We start from the raw sequence: 19,014 nt of genomic DNA on the forward strand, positions 1-19,014 counted from the left end.
TTGCAGCCCCAAAAATGAACAGTAGGTGAAATTTCAGGCAGGAACTGCAATGGCTGGAAGAGTCGGGCCCGCGATATCTGCTGCGATGCTGGTGGTCGTTGGGTGTGCAAATAGCGATGCCCAGACCACTTCGACGGATGCCCACGCCCTCATGCATTCAGGGTCGGATTGCTCAAGCCTGGCGGAGACGCTGCAAAGCGATGTCGACGCTGCGATTGAGGCGCAATCGGGCGGCGACAAACTCACCCAGCAGATTGTCCCGTGTCTGGGCTCACCCGACCCGGCGGTGCGGGATGAATTCGCGTACATGTCGCTGGCAGCCCTTCTGCGGGCAGGAGCCGTTTCACGAGATGAGCGCGAGAGGCTGCTGCAGCATCTATCGAGCAGCCTGTCGCCAGACACCGAAGACGATCAGGGCTTTGCCAGACCGTTTGCCGCGTTAGCCTTGTCTGAGGTTGCGCGGACCGACCGCGTTGATCCCTGGATGTCCCCGGAACAGCGAAAGGCGCTTGTTGAAGCGGGGGCCGTCTATCTCGAAGGTGTCAGCGATTATCGGGGGTTTATCGATGGGGAGGGCTGGCGGCATGGTGTGGCGCATGGCGCGGACCTGCTTATGCAGCTCAGCCTGAACGAGGCCATTGATGAGGCGGACGCGGCGCGGATGCTTGAGGCGATTGGCGCACAGGTCGCCTCCCGCGACGCGCCTGCCTACATCTTTGATGAGCCCGGCCGCCTGTCGCGCCCGCTGCTCTTCCTGACGCAGCGCGGACTGCTTGGCGAAGAGGACCTCACCGAATGGTTTGAAGAGATCGGTGATCCGGCGCCGCTCGCCTCATGGGACGATACTTTCTCGTCCGAAGCAGCACTTGCCCGCCGACACAATCTGCGGGCCTTTGGTTATGCTGTCCTCGTTTCGGCGAGCGAGAATGACGATGAAAACCTGAAAAAACTGCGCCCGGGCGCGCTGCATCTTCTCACAACAATCCCCTGATGGTTACTGGCTTATTAACTCGGGCTTAACGAGAACAGCCCATTGCGTTAACTAGTAGATTGGCCCGCGCGCCAGTGATTCGCGCCGGAGGATGACATGACGGCTGAACAGGTCCCGCTTCTAATTGCTGCCGGTGCGCTTGCGCTCGGCCTCGCCTTCATTCTCTGGGCGCTCAGAACGTCAGAGGGTGCGCGCGGCGCTGCCAAGAAGTATCGCGAGCGCGCCTCGGAATCCGAGACGGGCCTTGCAGAACTTAAATCGGTTCTTGGGGCGCACCCCGGCGTCATCCTCGTCTGGCAGGGCGATACGCTGGAAGACGAAGACGACGACATCGCCGCGCCGGAAATTCACGGCTCGCCTGTCGCGCTTGCCAGCCTGTTGCGCTTTACCGATGACGCGGTGTCGATTGATCCGGCCATCCGTATCATTGAAGGCCTTGCTGACCTGGAAGCCCGCGATGGGGCAGGGCAGGACACGACGCTGCGCATCCGCCTGAGGGAGTTGCGCGAGAACGGACAGCCTTTTTCGCTAACGCTGATCGGCCCGTCCGGCCGGTTCCTCGAAGCCGATGGGCGCACGGCTGGCGCCCGCGCCGTCGTCTGGATTACGGACTCGACCATTAAGGGCCTCGAAGAAAGCTCGGCGCGCGGCAAGCTGGAAGAAGCCCGGCAGGTCATTGCGCGCGATCCGACAGCGTTCCTCGATATGCTTGGCAAGTCACCATTCCCGGCCTGGCGTGTGTCAGGCGTCGGCCGTCTGCAATGGGCGAACCCGGCCTATATCGAAGCGGTAGAAGGCGGCTCGCTTGATCGCACGCTCGACCGGCAGATCATGCTCGACAACACAGCTGTCGACCAGATGCGCAAAACCATTTCAGAGGGCAGGGACATCGACGCGACGCGGCATATCGTGATTGGCGAAGAGCGCCGCGCGATGCGCCTGCTGACCTTCCCACTTTCAGGCGGTGCTGGCGCTATGGCCTTCGATGTGACCGAGCAGGAAGCCGCACGCGAAGACCTCAACCGCCATGTTAAGGCGCATGACGAAACGCTGAACCATGTCGCCGACGGCGTGGCCATTTTCGGCCCTGACCGCCGTCTCAATTTCTATAACCGCGCCTTTGCGGCCATGTGGCAGCTCGATGAAGGGTTCCTGCTGGAAAGCCCGTCTCATGGTGAGCTGCTGGACCGCTTGCGCGAAGGCCGCCGCCTGCCAGCTCGCGCTGACTATGCGGCATGGCGCGCCGATGAGCTTTCCTATTATCTCGACATTAGCGGGATCGAGGAAGACAAATGGTCCCTGCCAGACAACCGTACTCTTCAGGTTACGCGCCAGCGCCACCCGATGGGCGGCCTGCTTCTGCTGTTCAAGGACATTACCAGCGAGCTCGATCTTCAGACGCGCTTCAAGGCGCTTACCAAGACGCAAAGCTCCACGCTCGACAGCCTGCATGAAGCGGTGGCCGTGTTTGGCAGCGATGGTCGGCTGAAGCTGTCCAACAAGGCGTTCACGTCGCTCTGGGACCTTGATGAGCAGATCGTCAAGGAAACGCCGGACTATGACGTCATTATCGAGGCGTGCATTCCGCTTTTCCACGACCGCGAGACGTGGAGCCAGATCAAGGGCCACATCACCGATCCTTCGGCGACGGCGCGTCAGATGACGACGGGCGAGATGAAGCGGTCTGATGGGTCTACGCTGACCTATGTCACCCAGCCTCTGCCGGATGGAAATACGCTGATCGCCTTTGCTGATGTGACGGCCCAGCGGGCTGTTGAAGGGGCGCTTCGCGGCCGCGCCGAAGCGTTTGAAGCGGCTGACAAGCTGAAGACCGAATTTGTGCGCAATGTCAGCTATCAGCTGCGCTCGCCGCTGACGACGATCCTCGGCTATGCCGAATTCCTGCAATCGCAGAAGTTTGGTGAGCTGAATGAGCGCCAGCTCGATCAGATCAACTCGATCCTGTCGGCATCAGACCATCTCGGCAAGCTGATCGACAATATCCTGGATCTCGCCCTGATCGAGGCGGGCCGGATGGACCTCGATCTGGAAGACTTCAAGCTCGCTGAAGTGGTTCAGGAGGGCATCGATCTCATGGTGGGCAAGGCCGCCGATACGGAGATCAGCGTCCATGCGGACATCGACAAGTCTGTCGGCACGATCAATGCCGACAAGCGCCGCATCCGTCAGGTCCTGTTCAACCTGCTGTCCAACTCGATGCGCTTCACAGAGCCGGGCGGCGAGATCACTGTCTCTGCCAAGCAGATCGAGAACATGGCCGTGCTGTCGGTGAAGGATAATGGCAAGGGCATCGAGGCTGACCGCCAGGCCTCCAGTTTTGACAGCTTTACGTCGACGGACCAGCAGGGCGCCGGTCTTGGCCTGGCGCTGGTGAAGAACTTCGTGGACCTGCATGGCGGCAATGTCGGCATCAAATCTGTACCCGACGGCGGTACCGAAGTGGTCTGCTGGCTGCCGGTGAAAGCGGTCACGACCAAGCGCACGCCGCTTGAGAATGCGCCGCTGGAGGCGAGCGCCTAGGGCGGAATAGACGCCCGGCGTTTCACTGGCGAGTTTTCCGGCCTCGGTCGAGGCGAGCTGAGCCAGCAAGGAGCGTCCATGTCCGTCACCGAGCCGATTCCACTCCGGGCGAGCGATGCGGAGATTGCCATGGCCAGGCCGGCCACATTGCGCTTCGCGGGCCTGCTTTATCTGGCCATCATTGTTTTCGGGATAAGCGCGGAAGTTCTCTGGCGCGGCCCGCTCATCGATTTCGAGAATGCAGAGGCCACGGCCGATGCTATTCGCGCTTCTGCCGGGTCCTTTCAGCTGGCCATTGGCGCAGACATGCTCATGGCGGTGGCGGATGCAGCGCTCGCGGTTCTGCTGTTTGTAATCTTCCGACCGGTCGCGCCGACCCTCGCCTTGATGGCGATGGTGTTCCGCCTGATTCAGTCCGTTCTCATCGCAGGCAACCTCATGAACATGCAGGCCGCCTGGTTGCTGCTGTCGGGTGGTCAGGACATTGGAGGGCTTGCCGATGGACAGCTCGCTGCGATGGCGCTCCAGTATCTCGACCTGCATGCCCATGGCTATGATCTCGGGCTGGTCTTCTTCGGGGTGAACAGCCTGTTGACTGGTGTTCTGATCTGGCGCTCAGACCTGTTCCCGCGGTTGATTGGTGTGGGCGTCGGGGCTGCGGGACTTGTCTATCTTGTCGGCAGTTCGTTGCGTTTCTTCGCGCCGGCTGCGTTCGAGGCTTTCGCGCCAGCCTATGGCTTGCCCGTCATTGCAGAAAGCGCCTTCTGCGTCGTGTTGCTGATTGGTAGAGGGACCAAGCGCCAACAGAATTGAGCATTCGCCAAAGTCGGGACTTGAATGCGTGCGCCTTTCCGGCTTCAAGGCAGGCAAACCAAAGTGCCTCGTCGAGGTGCAGACTTGCTGGCTACGATCCTCGACTGGAGGATCAAGGAAGGACTTACCGATGCTCAAAACCGCTCCCCGCCATGACTGGACCCGCGATGAAATCACGGCGCTCTATGAGGCTCCGCTGGACGTTCTGATGACACAGTCTCTCGCGGTGAAGTCGGCAAACTGGGCGGACGGCAAGGTGCAGAAAAGCCAGCTTCTCTCGATCAAGACGGGCGGATGCGCAGAAGACTGCGGTTATTGCAGCCAGTCGGCGCACTTCGATACCGGCCTAAAGGCCGAAAAGCTGATGCCGCTGGAAGACGTCGTTGCAGCAGCGCGCGACGCCAAGGCTGGCGGCGCAGACCGGTTCTGCATGGGCGCCGCCTGGCGGAACCTGAAAGATCGTGACCTGCCAAAGATCACGGCCATGGTTGAAGCGGTGAAAGCCGAAGGCCTCGAGACCTGCGTCACCGCCGGCATGCTGGAGCCACACCAGGCCAGCGCCCTCAAAGACGCTGGCCTCGACTATTACAATCACAACCTCGACACCTCGCGCGAATACTATACGAGCGTGGTGTCAACGCGGACCTATGAAGACCGTCTGGAAACGATCGCGCATTGCCGTGAGGCTGGCATCAATCTTTGTGTCGGCGGCATTCTCGGCATGGGGGAGAGCCGCGCGGACCGGATCGGCCTCATTCATGAGCTGTCCAAGCTCAACCCTCACCCGGAGAGTGTCCCGATTAATATGCTTGTCCCGATTGAGGGCACGCCGCTTGGAACATCCGCGCCCGTCAGTGTTGTTGAGATGGCTCGGGCGATCGCGGTTTGCCGGATCGTCTTCCCGAAGAGCTGGGTGCGTCTGTCTGCGGGCCGCGAAGCCATGAGCGAAGAAGGTCAGGCGCTGTGCATGCTGGCCGGCGCAAACTCAATCTTTGTCGGTGACCGGCTGCTGACAACCGATAATCCGGGCGAGACGCGCGATGAGGCGCTCCTCAAGGCGCTGGGCTTTGAGCATGCTGCACGCGAAGAGGTTCAGACGCCGTCGCGGTCAAAGACACGCTTGATTGGCGCCTGAAAAATCAGGCGATTCAGGCTTCCTTCAAAACCTTGCGGTTTGAACGCGTAGTCTCGATGGCGTCGACAGATGGACGGCCGAGGAAATAGCCTTGCCCCCTGGATACGCCGAGGCGTTTCAGCATGGTGAGCTCGCCTTCGGTCTCGATGCCTTCGGCGATGATTTGTGAGCCGGTTTCTCTTGTATAGTAGACCAGCGCACTGATGAGGGCCCGCCGGGACAGGTCTTCATCGACATTGCGCGTCAGGCTCATGTCGAGCTTCAGAAAGTCGGGGCTCAGCTGCAGGATGTGACGGAGCGAGGAATGACCGGCCCCGGCATCATCAATGGCGAGCTTCATGCCGGCCTTTCGCAGCGGCTCGATAACGGCCTGGAAGGTTTCATAGTTCTCGACGGCGGCATGCTCGGTGACTTCGAGCGATATCTGGCCGAGCGGAGCCTTTGCCATGAGCTCCAGAAATGGAGCGCTGCAGACGAGATGCGGCGATGCGTTTACGGAGATGTACTGACCGTCATCGATCCGACGGGTCGCCTCCAGCGCCCTGCGGATCGCGTCGAGCTCAAGCTCTTGTGACAGGCCGACCTGCTCAGCTTCCCCAAACCAAAGATCGGGGGTGCGCGCGGGACTTGCATCAAATCGGCTCAAGGCCTCATAGCCAACTGTGCGCGACGACAGAAGGTCGACGATCGGCTGGTAGACGATGCGGTAGGATTGATCGGTGATGACCTGACGAATGCGGTCGAGCTTTTCATTATACGTCTGGGTGGCCGCATGGTGTCGGCGGATCTGATCGGCGGCGAGCGAGGCGAACATACGCATCGTTTCAAGGTCGCGCTCATTCAGGCTGTCATTCGGCTCAGGGCTGAGACAACAGAACATCCCATAGACCGATCCGTCTTCAAGCTTGATCGGAATACTGGCATGCGAGCCAATCGGTACGGCCGCCGTAATAGGCATCTTGGCAGCAATGGAATTATTTGCCGTATTCGGAATGAGTTCGGGCAGGCGGCCTTCAACGATGTGACGGCAGTAGACATCGTCCAGCGAACGCTCGTCGCCGACCTTTATCATGTCTTCAAGGCCGGGGGCATCGACATGGCGAAACACGGAGGTGTTTCCGACAAATTCGGAAATGTAGGCGATGGGCATGCCGAGATGGCGGCGAATGGCATCAAGCGCCCGGTCGATGACCTGGTCGCTGCCCGCAGGTCCATTGAAAAAAGCGGCGTTATATAGAGTAGAAGAAGTCGTCATAACCTGTCAGTCATATGAACCAGGCTTTAAGATTTCCTGTAGTTTTGTTTTGCGATTCTTGCTTTCTGTTGATGCTTGGGAGGTTTCTCCCGGTACGGCCAAAATGGCTTGTCGACATGCCAGGAGGCAGCCGCTAGTGCTTCTGGAATGACAGATCAGATCCAAGCCGTAATCTGGGATTTTGGCGGGGTGATTACCTCGTCCCCCTTCGAGGCCTTCAATCGCTATGAGGCCGAAAACGGCCTTCCCACAGACTTCATCCGCAGTGTGAATGCGCGCAATGGCGACTCCAATGCGTGGGCCAAGCTCGAACAATCGCAGGTCAATGCCGAGGAGTTCGACAAACTCTTCCTGGAAGAGTCGAAAGCGCTTGGCCACGCCGTGCCCGGCAAGCATGTGCTTGGACTGCTATCGGGCAATGTGCGGCCACGGGTGGTTGAGGCCCTGCGGCACTGCAAGTCGAAGGTGAAAGTCGGCTGTATCACGAACAATGCGCCAGTCGGAAAAGGCGCCTCCATGACCGACAGCGATGAACGCGCTGCAGAGATCGAGAAGATCTTCGAACTGTTCGATCATGTAATTGAAAGTTCAAAACTCGGAATTCGTAAACCTGACCCGCGTATCTATGCGCTCATGTGTGAAGCCCTCGACGTCGATCCGAACCATTGCGTGTATCTCGATGATCTCGGCATCAATCTCAAACCCGCACGGGCCATGGGCATGACGACAATCAAGGTGCTTAACGAAGATCAGCTCCTCGCTGACCTCGGCAAAGCAACAGGCTGGCAGGTCACTGCATGAAGCAAGGCGCGGCCGTCTTTCTTTTCCTGGCTGCGCTGGCCGTCGCTTCTTGCGGCGGTGAGGAGCCGGTTGAAACGGTCCGCCTGAAAGTTGAAGCAGCGCCGGACTATATGCGTCCAAGCGAGGCGGACGAAAGTGTCGAGAGCGACCTGTCCGAAGACGCGCAGGCCACAGTCGACGAGCTGCGGCGTATTATCGAGAGCAACTCTCTCAACCAACTTGCCCGGTTTGCCGATTCAGAGCCCGCCTTCATTTCCAACTTTGCAGGCGCATCACACCGCACCCATTGGGATTTGCTGCGCCGGACGGGGTTCGACCCGATCCTGACCCTGGAAAAGCTTCTGGACGGGCCGCACGGCGTGAAAATGGTGTCGGGCGAGGCCTGGTTTATCTGGCCGGAACTTGCCGCGCTCGACCCAGAAGAGCTGCAGCATGAACGCCTGAGCTTCAGTCAACGGGCCCGTCTTGAGGAACTTGTCGGTGAAAGCGGCATTGCTGAGGTAAGGAATGGAGACGGCTATCCGGGCGTGCGGACCGCAATCGCCGAAGATGGCCGTTGGCTCTATTTCGTACATGAGACAGCAGGCGAGGAGTAGCCAATATGGCCGACAAGATGGAACTGGACACAGCACTCGGACAAGTGGAGGGCTGGTCAGCTGCCGAAGATGGCAAGCACGCGATTTTCAAGGCGTTCGAATTCGACGATTTCGCGACAGCGTTCGGCTTCATGAGCGCAATGGCCACGCAGGCCGAGAAGGCCGATCACCACCCCGAGTGGTTCAACGTCTACAACAAGGTCGAGGTGACACTGACCAGCCATGATGCCGGCGGCGTCACGGAGAAGGATGTGAAACTGGCCCGCAAGATGGATGCGTTTGCGAGCAAGCTCGTCTAAGCCTGTCTTCAGGCGCTCATCCGCAGGATGAGATCATCGATTTCATTCATGAGATTTTCGTCTTCCTGACTGCGGCGCTGGGCGCGCTCGGGTCCAGCCACCGACAGGCAGCGCGTCAGGACGGTCAGAAGCTGGCGTTCGTCGATCGGTTTCGAGACATAGTCTGACATGCCCATACTGATATAGCGTTCGCGATCGCCCGCCATGGCATCGGCCGTCAGAGCGATGGTCGGCACCTCAGACCAGGCCTCATCACTGTCTCGAATTCTGCTGAGTGTTTCGGGCCCATCCATTTCAGGCATGTGGATGTCGAGCAAAACAATATCGACCGGCGTCTTGCTGAGAACGTCAAGCGCTTCGCGGCCACTTCCTGCTTCGATGACGTGAAGGCCGAGAGGCTCTATGAACAGGCGGGCAACGCGGCGATTGATCCGATTGTCATCCACGACGAGTGCCGTCTTGCCGCGGAAGTCGACGACGCGTTCATCTTTCCTCGGCGAGACGAGTTCTGGTGCGAAGACAGGTGTTGAGGGCCGGGTGTCGCTATTGGCCGGCTGCGCCACGCGTTTCGCTTCCATCGAAAAGGTAAAGATCGAGCCCTTACCCGGTTTCGACACAGCGTTGATATCACCCCCCATCAGGCGAGCGAGCTTGCGGGCGATTGAGAGGCCAAGGCCGGACCCGCCAAAACTGCGCGTGGTGGACGCATCGGCTTGCTGGAAGTTCTGGAACAGTTTGGAGACTTGCTGTTCCGTCATGCCGATCCCGGTGTCAGAGACGTGAATTTTAAGACGCACATTATCAGGGTCTGTGCAGTCTTCGCATGTGGCCGCCACGATGACCCCGCCTGTCGAGGTGAATTTCAGAGCATTCGATAGCAGATTGTCGATACACTGGCGGAAACGAACAGGGTCAAATTCCATGACCGACGGAATATTCTTGTCGACGATCACGCGCAGGAACAGTCCCTTCTCTTCGGCGCGCGGGCGGTAGAAGCGTTCGGTGCGCTTCAGCTTGTGACGGAAGTCATCCGTAATCGGCGCGATCTCAAGCTTGCCAGCCTCGATTTTCGAAAGGTCGAGAATGTCATTGAGCAACGTCATGAGGGATTTGGAGCAGTCGAGAATGGCATCAACCATTTCACGCTCTTCGTGCTGCAGGTTGCGATGGCCGAGCGCCTGCGCCATGCCGAGAATACCGTTGAGGGGCGTGCGGATTTCGTGGCTCATCGATGCGAGAAATTCGGATTTCGCTTCACTGGCGGCCAGGGCGTCGCGCTTTGCATGGCGGAGTTTGCGCTCATGGTTGCGAAAATCCGTCACTTCAGTGCTGATACAGAGAATGTTGCCATCGGGCAGCTGTGAATACGTGGCTTTCAGATGACGCCGGTCAATTGTCGGTGCCTCTATTTCCCCGAAGGCTCGCATTTTCGTGATCAGTTTTTCTGATTGAGCCTCCACATCGAAACCCTCGATATGACCAGCGATAACCCGCGTACTATGGATCATCGATTCTTCCAGCGTGTGACCTTTTGCGAGGTGCTCATAGAACTCGGGAAAATGTCCGCGCGCGGTCTCGTTCACGTAAAGCAGGCTGAAATCGGGTCCGTGAATGGCAAAGCCATTGTCGATACTTTCCAGCGCATCGAGAAGCTGGTCGGTGGACAAATGAAGGTTTTTGCGATGCGGCACGACAATTCCCCAGATTCTATTTTCTCCTCAATTAAGGGGAAATCATTGAGGAAATGTTCACAATGTCTGATTGCAAAACGCCCCTTCGGCCGCTTGACGACAGGCCGCGAAACTGAAACTCAGACGGGCTGGAAAAGACACAAAAACAGGGAGGCAATCGATGGGCCGGGTTTCAGGAAAGATGGCGCTTGTCACAGGCGGTGCGCAGGGGCTGGGTGAGGCGACAGCGTGGATGCTCGCTCGCGAAGGCGCCAAGGTCACGGTGACGGACGTCAACGGTGAGGGCGCGCAGAAGGTGGCTGCAGCGATCAACGCCGAGCTTGGCGAAGGCACGGCGTTCGCCTGGCAGCATGATGTGACCGATGCAGAGCGCTGGCAAGTCGTTCTCAAGGAAGCGCATGACGCGATGGGCGGGCTGAATGTGCTGGTCAACAATGCCGGCATCGGCTCGCTCGGTTCGGTTGAGGACGAGAAGTACGAGACCTTCCGCCATGTGCAGAACGTCGATGTCGATTCGATCTTCCATGGCTGCAAGTACGCCATCCCGCTGATGCGCGACCATGGGCTCGGCTCGATCGTGAACATCTCATCGATTGCCGGCATCGTCGCGAGCGCCAACTATATCGCCTATAACACGGCCAAGGCGGCTGTGCGCCACATGTCAAAGTCGATCGCGCTGCACTGCGCCAAGACGGGCGGCCAGATCCGCTGCAACTCTGTGCACCCGGTTTTCATCAACACGCCGATCCTCGACCGCACCAAGGAAATGTTCGGCGAGGAGGAAGCGCTGGCAAAGCTTGGCCGCCAGATCCCGCTCGGCAAGGTCGGCGAGCCGGACGATATCGCTTACGCCGTACTCTATCTCGCCTCGGATGAGAGCAAGCTCGTCACGGGCATTGAGCTGAAGGTCGATGGCGGCATTTCGGCCATGTAAGCTGTGGGCTGGCCAGCCTTGGATTAGAGCGCTGGCGCGGTCTAATTGTAGGTGTCCGCGAAGCAGAAGAGGTCGGTCGTGCCTGCGGATGACTTGCTGGTGCCGGTGAAGGCATAGTCCAGCTGATGGTCTTCGCGCGGGGCAAAATCGAGTTTCAGGCTGAATGGCCTCGACCAGTTCCCGAAACCGGGGAGCATGCCCTCGCTTTCGGTCGTCACCGACGTTGATTCGATGCTGAATCCGGATTCTGTCAGCGTCGCCTTGCCTTCGTAGCGGAGGAGCCGGGAATACTTCTCGCCGCGAATCTGGAGGGCTTCGTTCTGGTAGAGGACGACGCTGTAGTCCGGCATGATATTCATGGCGATACGTGCAGCCGTCGGCGGGCGGCCGACGCCGTAGGGCTCTCCTTTGCAATACCAGGTCTCGACCTTTTTGAAATAGTTCGCCGCTTCCTGCGGGCCGGCATGTGCGCTTGCCGCCGTTACCGCTGCAAAGCCTGCAGCGAGCAGATAATGGATCGTGTGTTTCAAATCTGTGCCCCCACGGATTTCAATCAAACCTTCCTCGATTGGACGATGTCAGCGGTATGGCGTCAAGGGTCGCTACCGGTCTTCGATTTCAGTTGCGCAAGGCTTTTTGTTCTTGTAATGTTCCGGTTCTGAAAATGAGGAGGCCAGGAAATGATTGGATATGTGACAGTAGGATCGAATGACCTGGAGCGGTCAGCGAAATTCTACGACGCCATCGCTGCAGAAATGGGTGTCGGCCGGATGATGGAGTTCCCGACCTTCATCGCATGGGGCGAGCAAGGCGGCGCCGCCGGGATTGCGGCGACGAAGCCGTTCGATGAAAATCAGGCAACCGTCGGCAATGGCACGATGGTCGCCCTGGCAGCGAAAGACAAGGAACAGGTCCACAAGCTCCACGAGATTGCCCTGGCGAATGGCGGCAGTGATGAAGGCGCCCCAGGCCCGCGCGGCGATGAAGGCTTCTACGCAGCCTACTTCCGTGATCCGGATGGCAACAAGCTCAATGCGTTCACGATGGTGTCAGCATAGGCACGGCGTTCGCCGGCCGCTGCAGTCTCAGTCTGCGCGACGGTATTCCAGCGTGTTGCCGCGCGGCAGATAGGTCAGCACGAGCTCCGTCTCGCTGAGTCTGTAGAGGCTGTAGCAGAGCGGCTCACCTTCGGCGGGCCGCATCTCCAGGAGCATCGCCCCCGCGGCGTCCGGGGCGCTTTCGCAGGCATCGACGGCGGCGATCGTATCCGTGCTGAGGGCCTCGCCCTCATAGATCATCTCCGCGGTCGTTCCTTCGATGAGGAGTTCAGACTGGGGGTCGTCGACAGACACCCAGCGACCGTCGAGACCATTGGGCAGACCGTTGGATGGGTTGGCGCGCGCTGCGTCGGTCTGCTGTTCGGATGCCGCTCCCTCCTGGCTTGGTGCAGCGGGCTCCGCTGCGCCCGTTTCAGCTGGCGTTGTCGTCTCGCTGGTTTCCGGGCTGCCGCATCCGGCAAGAAGGGCAAGGCTGGCGGCAAGGGCGATTGGCAGTCGGCGAGAGGTCATGAAACGGGGCTCCATTCTGAAGGGGATTATGTGGCAGGGTCTGTAACGCGCGAATACAAAAGTCAGCCAGGCCGGCGGCGATTTCCCAGTAGCCGGTAGGCCAGAAGCACACCCATCATGGCGGCGCTCACAAAGAGCGGCATGCGATGCTCCTGCGAGTAGAGCGAGGCGCCGAGCAGCGGTCCGAAGATGAAGCCCGCCGGCGGGGCCGCCGAAAGCAGCGCAGCCGCTGCGCCTTGCTCATGGCGTTCGACTGACAGGCTGCCGAGCGCGTTTGCGGAGGGCACCGCCAGCGCCGAACCAGCGCCGACGACCGCAAAGGCGGCGCTCAGCCCGGCAAAGCTTCCCACTTGGGCTGCCGACAGATAACCAATGATGATCAGGAAAAGACCGATCGGCAGGATCCGGGCCGGCTCAGGTTTACGTGGCTGGACGTAACCAAACTGCACGGCGATTAGCGCGATGGACATGCAGGCGAAGGCGATGCCGGTCGCCTGAACGCTCGCCGCCTTCTGCAGGCCATAGCGGTCCTCGATCAGCCAGGCGAGCGTCTGCTGGATTGCACCGACGGCGACGAAATAGGTGAACAGGAAAGCGAGGTGCGGGAAGACGCGCGGATCACGTATGCGCAGGGGCGTCGGCCTTTGCGAATCTCGATTGCCGCGTGATTTCGGCAGCGAGAAGCCGATCACAAAACCAGCGAAGGCGCAGAAGATGATTGAGCCCCACAGCGGGACGAGGGCCCCGAATTCAGCCAGAACGCTCGCACCTGCTGGCCCGAGTATCGACCCGAGCCCCATGGCCGCGCCGAGCATGCCGAGCCCACCCGCGCGGGTCAGCGATGTTGTCGCATCGGTCATCGCCGCCATCGAGGCCGGTTGAAGACCTGGCGAGAGCAATCCGAAAAAGACGCGCGTGAAAACCAGAAGAAAGAAGGCCGACAGGCCCGTCACGACGCCAATCAGTGCCGCCTGAAGGGCGAACAGGAACAGCATGTTGGTGCTGGCCATGGCGAAGAGGGAAAAGACCATGATCCGCTTGCGGCCGAACCTGTCCGCCCAGCGCCCCCATTGCGGGATCATCAGGGCATAGATCGCAGCTGACAGGGTGAGGATGCCTGCGACCTCGATTTCATTGAGGCCTGCTTCGCGCGCCAGAGGGGCGACGACAACGAAGTTGATCGTCATGCCCGCGCCCATGGCGACGGAGCCAAATGCGATTGCGGCTTTCTGGAAGGCGCTTAGTGGGCGTAGCGGCTGTTCGGTTTCGATCGTGTTGGTCATTCAGGCTACGCCCCCTTACACCCCACCATTGTCCGGCTTTGGGCAGGTCGGCAAGCACGACGTAGCGGCAGTTACGCGCGACAGTTACGCGCGGCTGGGCATCGCAGGTCTTCAACTGTGGCAAAACCTGCCCATCTCTTGCAGTCGATAGGCAAACCGGCTTAGTCGGGCCTGTAATACTTGGAGGTGTGTGGTGAGAGCTGTTCTCGATATTGTCATGATCATCCTGCAGCTCGGGATATGGATCCTGATCGCGCAGGCCGTTCTGTCATGGCTGATTGCATTTAATGTCCTGAACACCCGCAACCAGTTTGTGGCCGGGCTCTGGAACTTCCTGCAGCAGATCACCGAACCGCTATGCCGCCCCATACGCCGGATGTTGCCGCGAATGAGCGGGATTGATCTCTCGCCGCTCGTCCTGATCCTGATCATTATCTTCCTGCAGCGCGTCATCGCTTACTACGTCTATCCAAACGTTGTCTGACGAGGCGGCTGATGCGCCTCACCGTTCGCGCTACACCAAATGCGTCGGCTGACAGCATTGAAGGGCCGGGCGAAGATGCTGCCGGGCGCATATTCCTGAAAGTCAAAGTCCGCGCCGTGCCCGAAAAGGGCAAGGCTAACAGGGCTGTGGAAAAGCTGCTCGCCAAGGCGCTCAGACTGGCAAAATCTGATGTGAAGGTGGTGACGGGGGAGACGAGCCGCATTAAGGGCGTCGACATCGACACTGAACCCGGCAGCGCTGCGGCGCGCCAGATCGAGGAGTGGATGGGGCATGGCAGAGCGGATTAGCGGAAAACAGGTCGCCGAAACGGTGAAGGCGCAGGTCGCAGAGGCCGTCAGGTCGCTTCCGGGACAGCCAAGCCTCGCTGTCGTTCTGGTCGGCGATGATCCGGCCAGCCAGGTCTATGTGCGCCACAAGGTGACCGACACCGAAGAAACCGGCATGCGCTCAATCAAGAAGACACTGCCGGCCACAGCGACGCAGGACGAGGTCGAGGCGCTGATCTCGGACCTCAACAATGATGACGAGATCGATGGCATTCTCCTGCAGCTGCCACTGCCGGAAGGTCTCGATGCCAATCGCGCGATTGAGTGCATCAATCCGGACAAGGACGTCGATGGCCTGACCGAAGCCAGCGCCGGGCGGCTCGTCCTTGGAAAGCCGGGCCTTCGCCCCTGTACGCCAACCGGCTGCGTAATCCTCGCCAAACATGCTTTGGGTGAAAATCTGTCCGGCAAGAATGTCGTCGTGATCGGCCGCTCCATCCTGGTCGGCAAACCGACGGCGCTTCTTTTCCTTGCCGAGAACTGCACGGTGACCATCGCCCATTCGCGCACGCAGGATATCGAAGGCCTCTGCCGCACAGCAGACATCCTCGTTCCGGCCGTGGGCCGCCCGCAGATGGTCAAAGGGGACTGGGTCAAGCCGGGCGCCGTCGTGATCGATGTTGGTATCAACCGGATCGATGCGCCAGAGCGCGGCGAAGGCAAGACGCGGCTGGTGGGCGATGCCGACTTTAATGACTGTGAGCCTGTGGCCGGTCACATCACGCCTGTGCCGGGCGGCGTCGGTCCGATGACGCGGGCCTGCCTGCTTCAGAACACGGTGAAAGCGGCCTGCTATCGCCGCGGCTGGGACGTGCCAGCAGGGCTCTAGGCTCAGACGTCTGCCGGCTTGGCGACGATGATGATCGTGACGGCGATCAGGAACGCTGCAGAATAGAGCACCGCACGCGGCCAGTCCGACCGCCTGAAGTTCGTCGAGGCCGCAAGCAAGGCCTGTAGGGCGTAGTAGGTCACGAAGGCGCGCGAGGCGTAGGTGATGATTTCAAAGATGTCGAAGGCCCATGTCATGGCGATAGCGACGAGCGCGGTGACGATGTAGGCTGGCTTCACCGGGATTCTGCCCCGCGTCGCCTCTGCGATGAGGCCGCCCGCGCCATTGGTGTCTGCAATGGCCGCCGAGGATTGCGACGCCAGTGCGGCTGCGACCAGAAGCGGTGTGAGGGCAATGCCCAGAGGGGCGAGCATGTCAATGATGGCGGTCTCCGCCCCGCGCCCTGAAATACTGCCGGTAAAATACGGCATGAACAGCAGGATGAAAGTGATGTAGATCACCGTGGCGATCCATTGTGCCCGGCGCATGGTGCGGACGCGGGTGTCGGGATCGTACTTGCTGCCGAGATAGCGTGACGTCTCGAAGCCCTGCACCAGGACGAGAAGGCCAAGAATGGTGCGCACTTCGTCCCATCCCCCACGGGATGGCATCGGCCCGGCTTCAAGGTTGCCTGACACGAGGCTCATAGTGGCCGCCACCGCCAGCGTCGTCAGCAGGCCACCGATCACGGCGAGCTTCAGGCCGACGGTGCCGACCTCCAGGCTTTCCAGCGCCTTCAGCCCGCCAAACGCTCCAGTCATGCCAATCGTCGCAATGGCGGCGGTCGAGACGATGCGGATCGTCGTCTGGTCCGTGACATCGACCAGGCGCAGGCCAAAGGCGGCAAACAGGTTCAGGTAATAGGCGACGGAAATGAAATAGGCGGCAGCCAGGATGATGTCGGCGCCTTCATTGACGAAGCCTTGTAAAGGCGTGCGCTCGGCGTCCTCAATATGCAGGATATTGTCACGAACGGCTGAGCCGAAGAGATAGGCGAGGCCGCACAGCACGGCCATGGCAACCACGGCCAGGTGTCCGACGGTGTGATAGAGCACCGGTCCTGCGATCAGGAAACCGGATCCGACAATCGATGCCAAGGGCGTCACCGTGGCTCGCCAGAAGCGGGAGGTCAGCATGGACGGGCGGAAAAGATAGACGCCAAAGCCGATAGAAGCGGCAACGAGGAGCAGGCTGGTCAGCATCGTGAAGCGAACTTTCGACTTGTCCTCGGCGGTATCAGGCGATCATGGCTGCGTCAAAGCCATGTTGTGTCAAAGGCTTGCGCGGCTGGACAGCGCTCGCAACCTCTTCCAACTAGACTGATGAGCCAGCCAGCCGTTCCACCAGATAACGAGTTTTTCAGAACGCTGTGGGCAAAGCAGGGCGGATGCTGCGCGTTGTGCGGCAAGCCGATGCCTGCCTCTCGGTTTGATGTGGCGCATGCGACGATCTGGAAACGGCAGCGCCCGACCTTCGACCACATCATTCCGCGTGCGGCTGGTGGATCAGACGAGCCTGACAATCTGCAGCTTGCTCATGCGCGCTGCAACAAGATCAAGGGCAAGTCTCAGACGGGGTCGGTTGGCCGGGTGAGGACGTAGGCGGCACCGCAGATCAGCAAGCCGATCGCGAACGCCATCCAGCTCCAGCGTCCCCAAAGCAATACCGTACTGAACCCGCCTGCGATGGACATGCCGAGCAGGGCGCCGCCTTTCGACGTGTTCGACAGCGTTCCTTGTTCAATGAATTGCTGAATGGGCGGCCCGAATTTGGGGCGGGCATAGATCCAGTCACGCATGGCCGGGCTGGACCGGGCGAAGCAGAGGGCAGCGATGATCCAGAACACGGTTGTCGGCCAGATGGGCAGGAATATGCCGATCGCGCCAAGCGCCAGAAACAGAAAGCCGAGCATGCGTGCGATCATCGATGTCAGCCCTGACCCTGCTGCGGCGTTAAGTTGAGAACGGTTCTCGCATAAAAGAGACGGGCGGGCTATCCGGCAAATTCCGGATCGCCCAGCCCGTCAGGTCGCGTGCCTCCCAGGCACGAAACTCGATGCGGCTTGAACCGACGCAGCGGCTCGTCCGCAGATGTATAGATAACGCGCCAGCGTCTGATCGTTTCCACGATCAAGAGGCCGAATTCGTCTTAAGCCGCGCGATCGGCGTCGATGGCTGATGCCGCTGCGGCGGCGCTCGCCCAGGCCCACTGGAAGTTGTAGCCGCCGAGCCAGCCCGTAACGTCGACGCATTCGCCGATGAAGTAGAGCCCTTTGACGTGTTTGCTTTCCATCGTCTGCGATGAAAGTCCGTTTGTATCGATTCCGCCTGCCGTCACCTCTGCGGTGCGCCAGCCTTCCGTGCCGGCGGGTTTGATGGACCAGTGCTTCAGGGCCTGATCGGCCGCTTCCATGTCAGCGCCGGACAAATTGGCTAGCTGCTTGTCGGCGGGCATGCCGGGCCAGGTAAGCATGTAATCCGCCAGGCGCGCCGGATAGTGCCGGGCGAGCCATGTGGAGAGGTTGATCTTCGGCGTGTCCGCCTTTGCGGTCTTCAGTTCATCTCGCACGGACCAGCCGGGCGCGAGATCGATGCCGACGCTTTCGGTTTCCCGCCAATAGGAAGACGCCTGCAGGATGGCTGGGCCGGACAGGCCGCGATGGGTGAACAGCATCGCCTCGTGAAATTCCGGGCCACGTCTGGCTTGCGCATCGATCGGGCACGAGACGCCGGAGAGTTCGGCGAAATTGTCCTTGGCCGCGCCCGTGAATGTCAGCGGGACCAGGGCAGGGCGGGGAGGGATGACTTCATGGCCGAACTGGCGGGCCAGTTCATAGGCGAAACCGCTTGCACCGATCTTGGGGATGGAAAGCCCGCCGGTCGCCACGATGAGGTTGTCTGCTTCAATCTCACCTGCGCTTGTCTCCACGACGAAACGGCCGTCTCTGTGCTGCACTCCAGACACCTCGGTCGAGAGCCGGAGCTCGCCGCCGGCACTGTCCAGTTCGTCCAGCAGGAGTTGAATGACGGCGGTGCTCCGCTGGTCGCAGAAAAGCTGGCCCAGTGTCTTTTCCTGCCAGCTCAGGCCGTGCTTTGCCATCAGGTCGCAAAAGTCCCATGGCGTGTAGCGGGCCAGGGCGGATTTGGCAAAATGCGGATTCTCGGAATGGAAATTGGCGGCCTTGGTATCCACGTTCGTGAAGTTGCATCGGCCGCCGCCTGAGATGCGCACTTTCTCGGCTGGCTTCGCACTATGATCCAGAACGCAGACGCTCAGGCCGCGTCCGGCCGCCCGGGCCCCGCAGAACAGGCCTGCCGCGCCGGCGCCAAGAACAAGGGTGTGAAAGCGCTGTTGCAGATCGCAAATCCTGAAAAAGTCTTAATCACGCCCTGTTGGCGGCATACCAACTTCCTGTAAAGGTGTGAGTCACATTTGAGGGAGAACGGA

The 19,014-nt window shown here is 60.1% G+C and carries 21 protein-coding genes; 13 read left to right on the forward strand and 8 right to left on the reverse strand.

Annotated features, from left to right (window positions below):
* The first annotated feature begins 49 nt into the window (after positions 1 to 49).
* The 4 genes from WNY37_RS07425 to bioB all read left to right on the forward strand — a co-directional run bounded on the left by WNY37_RS07425 (position 50) and on the right by bioB (position 5,480).
* Positions 50 to 991: a DUF2785 domain-containing protein gene (locus WNY37_RS07425; RefSeq protein WP_342972829.1), complete on the forward strand. Its 942-nt coding sequence runs from the start codon at positions 50 to 52 to the stop codon at positions 989 to 991.
* Between the two features lie 96 nt (positions 992 to 1,087).
* Positions 1,088 to 3,532: an ATP-binding protein gene (locus WNY37_RS07430; protein ID WP_342972830.1), complete on the forward strand. Its 2,445-nt coding sequence runs from the start codon at positions 1,088 to 1,090 to the stop codon at positions 3,530 to 3,532.
* A 78-nt stretch (positions 3,533 to 3,610) separates the two neighbouring features.
* The gene (locus tag WNY37_RS07435) at positions 3,611 to 4,345 is read left to right on the forward strand and encodes a DUF4386 domain-containing protein (protein ID WP_342972831.1); all 735 of its coding nucleotides are present in this window, start codon (positions 3,611 to 3,613) and stop codon (positions 4,343 to 4,345) included.
* Positions 4,346 to 4,475: 130 nt separating this feature from the next.
* Complete coding sequence (bioB, locus tag WNY37_RS07440; RefSeq protein WP_342972832.1) at positions 4,476 to 5,480, forward strand: biotin synthase BioB; 1,005 nt, start codon at positions 4,476 to 4,478, stop codon at positions 5,478 to 5,480.
* 13 nt (positions 5,481 to 5,493) lie between these two features.
* On the opposite strand, the gene WNY37_RS07445 is transcribed toward bioB, so the two are convergent.
* Entirely contained in the window at positions 5,494 to 6,735 is a 1,242-nt protein-coding gene (locus WNY37_RS07445) for an EAL domain-containing protein (protein ID WP_342972833.1), read from the reverse strand.
* Between the two features lie 147 nt (positions 6,736 to 6,882).
* On the opposite strand from WNY37_RS07445, the gene WNY37_RS07450 reads away from it, so the two are divergent.
* Genes WNY37_RS07450 through WNY37_RS07460 form a run of 3 tightly spaced genes read left to right on the forward strand, consistent with a single transcriptional unit; the run spans position 6,883 to position 8,431 of the window.
* Entirely contained in the window at positions 6,883 to 7,536 is a 654-nt protein-coding gene (locus WNY37_RS07450; protein WP_342972834.1) for an HAD-IA family hydrolase, read from the forward strand.
* A complete protein-coding gene (locus WNY37_RS07455) occupies positions 7,533 to 8,132 on the forward strand; it encodes a hypothetical protein (RefSeq protein ID WP_342972835.1) in 600 nt (199 codons plus the stop codon). The genes WNY37_RS07450 and WNY37_RS07455 overlap by 4 nt, the downstream gene beginning before the upstream one ends.
* Before the next feature lie 5 nt (positions 8,133 to 8,137).
* Complete coding sequence (locus WNY37_RS07460) at positions 8,138 to 8,431, forward strand: 4a-hydroxytetrahydrobiopterin dehydratase (RefSeq protein ID WP_342972836.1); 294 nt, start codon at positions 8,138 to 8,140, stop codon at positions 8,429 to 8,431.
* 8 nt (positions 8,432 to 8,439) lie between these two features.
* Here the strand turns inward: WNY37_RS07460 and WNY37_RS07465 are convergent, their stop codons facing one another.
* Complete coding sequence (locus WNY37_RS07465; protein ID WP_342972837.1) at positions 8,440 to 10,122, reverse strand: ATP-binding protein; 1,683 nt, start codon at positions 10,120 to 10,122, stop codon at positions 8,440 to 8,442.
* A 160-nt stretch (positions 10,123 to 10,282) separates the two neighbouring features.
* Between WNY37_RS07465 and WNY37_RS07470 the strand changes: the two genes are divergently transcribed.
* Entirely contained in the window at positions 10,283 to 11,056 is a 774-nt protein-coding gene (locus WNY37_RS07470) for an SDR family oxidoreductase (protein ID WP_342972838.1), read from the forward strand.
* 41 nt (positions 11,057 to 11,097) lie between these two features.
* On the opposite strand, the gene WNY37_RS07475 is transcribed toward WNY37_RS07470, so the two are convergent.
* Complete coding sequence (locus WNY37_RS07475) at positions 11,098 to 11,586, reverse strand: hypothetical protein (protein ID WP_342972839.1); 489 nt, start codon at positions 11,584 to 11,586, stop codon at positions 11,098 to 11,100.
* 150 nt (positions 11,587 to 11,736) lie between these two features.
* Here WNY37_RS07475 and WNY37_RS07480 point away from each other — a divergent pair, with 150 nt between their 5' ends.
* Positions 11,737 to 12,114, forward strand: a complete 378-nt coding sequence (locus WNY37_RS07480) for a VOC family protein (RefSeq protein WP_342972840.1) — start codon at positions 11,737 to 11,739, stop codon at positions 12,112 to 12,114.
* A 27-nt stretch (positions 12,115 to 12,141) separates the two neighbouring features.
* On the opposite strand, the gene WNY37_RS07485 is transcribed toward WNY37_RS07480, so the two are convergent.
* Both WNY37_RS07485 and WNY37_RS07490 read right to left on the reverse strand, forming a co-directional pair.
* The gene (locus WNY37_RS07485) at positions 12,142 to 12,624 is read right to left on the reverse strand and encodes a hypothetical protein (protein ID WP_342972841.1); all 483 of its coding nucleotides are present in this window, start codon (positions 12,622 to 12,624) and stop codon (positions 12,142 to 12,144) included.
* 62 nt (positions 12,625 to 12,686) lie between these two features.
* Positions 12,687 to 13,907, reverse strand: coding sequence for an MFS transporter (locus tag WNY37_RS07490; RefSeq protein WP_342972842.1), 1,221 nt, complete (start codon positions 13,905 to 13,907; stop codon positions 12,687 to 12,689).
* A 193-nt stretch (positions 13,908 to 14,100) separates the two neighbouring features.
* Here WNY37_RS07490 and WNY37_RS07495 point away from each other — a divergent pair, with 193 nt between their 5' ends.
* The 3 genes from WNY37_RS07495 to folD are packed head-to-tail and all read left to right on the forward strand — an operon-like array spanning position 14,101 to position 15,567.
* Complete coding sequence (locus tag WNY37_RS07495; protein ID WP_342972843.1) at positions 14,101 to 14,391, forward strand: YggT family protein; 291 nt, start codon at positions 14,101 to 14,103, stop codon at positions 14,389 to 14,391.
* 11 nt (positions 14,392 to 14,402) lie between these two features.
* Positions 14,403 to 14,699 carry a DUF167 family protein gene (locus WNY37_RS07500; protein ID WP_342972844.1) on the forward strand — a complete coding sequence of 99 codons (297 nt, stop codon included), beginning with the start codon at positions 14,403 to 14,405 and terminating at the stop codon, positions 14,697 to 14,699.
* Positions 14,683 to 15,567 carry a bifunctional methylenetetrahydrofolate dehydrogenase/methenyltetrahydrofolate cyclohydrolase FolD gene (gene folD / locus WNY37_RS07505; protein ID WP_342972845.1) on the forward strand — a complete coding sequence of 295 codons (885 nt, stop codon included), beginning with the start codon at positions 14,683 to 14,685 and terminating at the stop codon, positions 15,565 to 15,567. The genes WNY37_RS07500 and folD overlap by 17 nt, the downstream gene beginning before the upstream one ends.
* Positions 15,568 to 15,569: 2 nt before the next feature.
* Here the strand turns inward: folD and WNY37_RS07510 are convergent, their stop codons facing one another.
* A complete protein-coding gene (locus WNY37_RS07510) occupies positions 15,570 to 16,769 on the reverse strand; it encodes a hypothetical protein (protein WP_342972846.1) in 1,200 nt (399 codons plus the stop codon).
* A gap of 120 nt (positions 16,770 to 16,889) precedes the next feature.
* Here WNY37_RS07510 and WNY37_RS07515 point away from each other — a divergent pair, with 120 nt between their 5' ends.
* A complete protein-coding gene (locus tag WNY37_RS07515) occupies positions 16,890 to 17,168 on the forward strand; it encodes an HNH endonuclease signature motif containing protein (RefSeq protein ID WP_342972847.1) in 279 nt (92 codons plus the stop codon).
* Here the strand turns inward: WNY37_RS07515 and WNY37_RS07520 are convergent.
* Positions 17,135 to 17,491 carry a YbaN family protein gene (locus WNY37_RS07520; RefSeq protein ID WP_342972848.1) on the reverse strand — a complete coding sequence of 119 codons (357 nt, stop codon included), beginning with the start codon at positions 17,489 to 17,491 and terminating at the stop codon, positions 17,135 to 17,137. The genes WNY37_RS07515 and WNY37_RS07520 overlap by 34 nt on opposite strands.
* Positions 17,492 to 17,715: 224 nt before the next feature.
* Positions 17,716 to 18,924 (reverse strand): NAD(P)/FAD-dependent oxidoreductase, encoded by a 1,209-nt coding sequence (locus WNY37_RS07525; RefSeq protein WP_342974880.1) that lies wholly within the window; start codon positions 18,922 to 18,924, stop codon positions 17,716 to 17,718.
* Between the last annotated feature and the right edge of the window lie 90 nt (positions 18,925 to 19,014).

It is taken from the genome of Henriciella sp. AS95, assembly GCF_038900055.1.
GTDB lineage: Bacteria > Pseudomonadota > Alphaproteobacteria > Caulobacterales > Hyphomonadaceae > Henriciella.